Below are 2,098 nucleotides of genomic sequence, written 5' to 3'. Positions count from 1 at the left end.
TAATCCCCGTGCGGCACGCGGCCTAAACCGCCGGGACTCCCCACTCACCGCGGAATCCGGCCGATTTTCCGCAGCCTGTTAAAGCCTCGCAAAACCGCGTTGTGCCGCCTCAATCCGTGCGATAGCCGTGCAGTGTTTGATTCCCGCACCGATAGGGTTAGCGTATTCCAGCCTCACATCTTGTATTGTCTGACATGCAGACGTTCACATAGCAGTGACTGCCACCTGAGGGTCATAGAGTGACCGCAATCAGACGCTCTTTACGCCCGCTTCGAAGCAGGGTGACGATTGATGATGGTCTACCGGTTCTATCGTCTGGCTGCGGGAGGATGCATCGCGACCACCGGCCAAGTAGCTTGTGCGACTGACGCCTCCGCACTCGTGGCTGTGGCGAAGCTCCTAAACCCACGAGAGACAGCGGAGGTCTGGGATGGAATCCGTCACGTGGGCAGGGTTGGCTGCACCGGTCGCCCGATCACCTATGTACGCGAGAGCACCGGTTAGTGCAGCCGTATACCGTGACCCTAGGAGCTGCGAGTGACTTGAGAGCGCCCCGTCCAGCCCCAAATGCCGTCGGCATTCCCCAGCTACAGAACGCCTTGGCGGTGTTGTCGCACGGGAAGTTCCCTAAGTTGTCGATGCGCTCATTCGCGGCTCTCCTCATCACGCACACTTCCGAGCAATCAACCACTACAACCAGTATCGCCCAAGCATTGAACGTCCCTCTGGGGGCATCTAGCTTCGCCATCGATCGCCTGGTCGCGGAGAAGTTGGTCAAACGCGTTTCGGATAAGGCTGACCGAAGGGTATTTCATCTCAGGCTCACCAGCTCAGGGCGAGCCTTGTGCCGTAACCTGGTGAAGGCGCCAAACAGCGGGAGCCATTTTGAGTGATGGCAATGCCCGCTGAGCCTGCTGAGTCCCATCCGGAAAACGGTGACGAGGCGCTGTTCCAGTTTCGCAAGAGTGTCCTTACTATGGTGCGAGGGAGCAGGCGCGACCTATCGTTACGTCAGTTGGCGGTGATCCTCACCTGTTATACAAGTGGTTTGCAGACGGTCAGGGGGCTATCTGCGGTGCTGCGAGTTCAGAAGCCCGTCATAACGAGAGCGATTGATGTTCTCATAGCGCACAAGATGGCGCGCCGCATTCCCGATCCGGCAGATGGGCGCTCGGTGCTAGTTGAACTCACCTACGCCGGTAAAACGTTTTGTATGAGCCTTGGGAGATCGCGCCTACCGACGCGGTGACCTACTGGAGAAGCGTCGGGACTTGATGGATGACTGGGCAGGACACTGCGGCGGCTAGCCTGCCCACTCTGATCGACTCGCGTCAGGTCCGCCGCGATGGAATGGTTCAAGCTGGGAGGCCCCTGCCTGACTAACGATCCATCCACCCGTTCGGTTCTTGATTACCACCCATAAACGGCGGGGCTGCTGTCAATGTAGGGCGCTTCTTTTTCTCACTACCACATTCCGGATTAGGGCAGATGAACGCTCGTTTCGTTTCCTTCCAAAGCATGATCGTAGGTAACGGAGTGCAGTAGCAGAATCTCGCTCCTAATTCCTTTGCGAGCTTGAGATCACTCCTTTCCAAAGACTCTGCTGCCATTCGGATTTGAAATTCAAGATCGTCTCGCTTCGAACCTTTGGGTAGCAGGCTAGCCGCTGCTTTAAGCAGCCCAACACTTTGCTTCACCGTGTCTAACCATGATGTTAGGTCGTAATAGGCTTGATCCATTGTGCTCGTCTTTCAAATACCTGATTGCGCTCGGCGACTGCTTCTAGAAATCTGGCGAAGCAGAGATGTTAATCCTCATGCGATTGAGAAGTTTCGTAAATAGACTTTCACGTGGACGGAACTTGACAGTAGCCCTGGCGGTCGAGCCCGTCTTCGTTAGTGTTAGAGCCCATTTCGGAATCAGAGCGAAACGGGTTTGGATGGGTTGGCTGGTCGAGGCGGATGTGATTCCAAGCAGGTGTTCGAAGCCTTGCTGGAGCTCACATGTGGACCCCGACCAACACCGGGAAAAAAGCGAGCATTCGGAACCGAGGAGCTGACGATGGTTCAGCATCAAAAGAGACGCGCGAAACGGTTTT

At 56.1% G+C, this 2,098-nt stretch carries 3 protein-coding genes; 2 read left to right on the top strand and 1 reads right to left on the bottom strand.

Annotated features, from left to right (window positions below; all coding sequences use genetic code 11):
• Window positions 1-638: 638 nt before the first annotated feature.
• Both GSQ92_RS31985 and GSQ92_RS31980 read left to right on the top strand, forming a co-directional pair.
• Window positions 639-893 carry a winged helix DNA-binding protein gene (locus GSQ92_RS31985; RefSeq protein ID WP_371418607.1) on the top strand — a complete coding sequence of 85 codons (255 nt, stop codon included), beginning with the start codon at window positions 639-641 and terminating at the stop codon, window positions 891-893.
• Entirely contained in the window at window positions 893-1,249 is a 357-nt protein-coding gene (locus tag GSQ92_RS31980) for a MarR family transcriptional regulator (protein WP_159014611.1), read from the top strand. Before GSQ92_RS31985 ends, GSQ92_RS31980 begins: the two co-directional genes overlap by 1 nt.
• A 130-nt stretch (window positions 1,250-1,379) precedes the next feature.
• On the opposite strand, the gene GSQ92_RS26755 is transcribed toward GSQ92_RS31980, so the two are convergent.
• The gene (locus tag GSQ92_RS26755) at window positions 1,380-1,739 is read right to left on the bottom strand and encodes a hypothetical protein (RefSeq protein ID WP_159014610.1); all 360 of its coding nucleotides are present in this window, start codon (window positions 1,737-1,739) and stop codon (window positions 1,380-1,382) included.
• Window positions 1,740-2,098 lie beyond the last annotated feature (359 nt).

Source organism: Acidisoma sp. S159, from assembly GCF_009766125.1.
GTDB lineage: Bacteria > Pseudomonadota > Alphaproteobacteria > Acetobacterales > Acetobacteraceae > Acidisoma.
The sequence above is the reverse complement of the archived record's forward strand: the minus strand, read 5'-3'. Positions and strand labels throughout refer to the sequence as shown.

Excerpts from the sequence above, each read along its gene's own strand:
- GSQ92_RS31985 (WP_371418607.1), top strand. The coding sequence starts at position 639 with ATGCGCTCATTCGCGGCTCTCCTCATCACGCACACTTCCGAGCAATCA.
- GSQ92_RS31980 (WP_159014611.1), top strand. The coding sequence starts at position 893 with ATGGCAATGCCCGCTGAGCCTGCTGAGTCCCATCCGGAAAACGGTGAC.
- GSQ92_RS26755 (WP_159014610.1), bottom strand. The coding sequence starts at position 1,739 with ATGGATCAAGCCTATTACGACCTAACATCATGGTTAGACACGGTGAAG.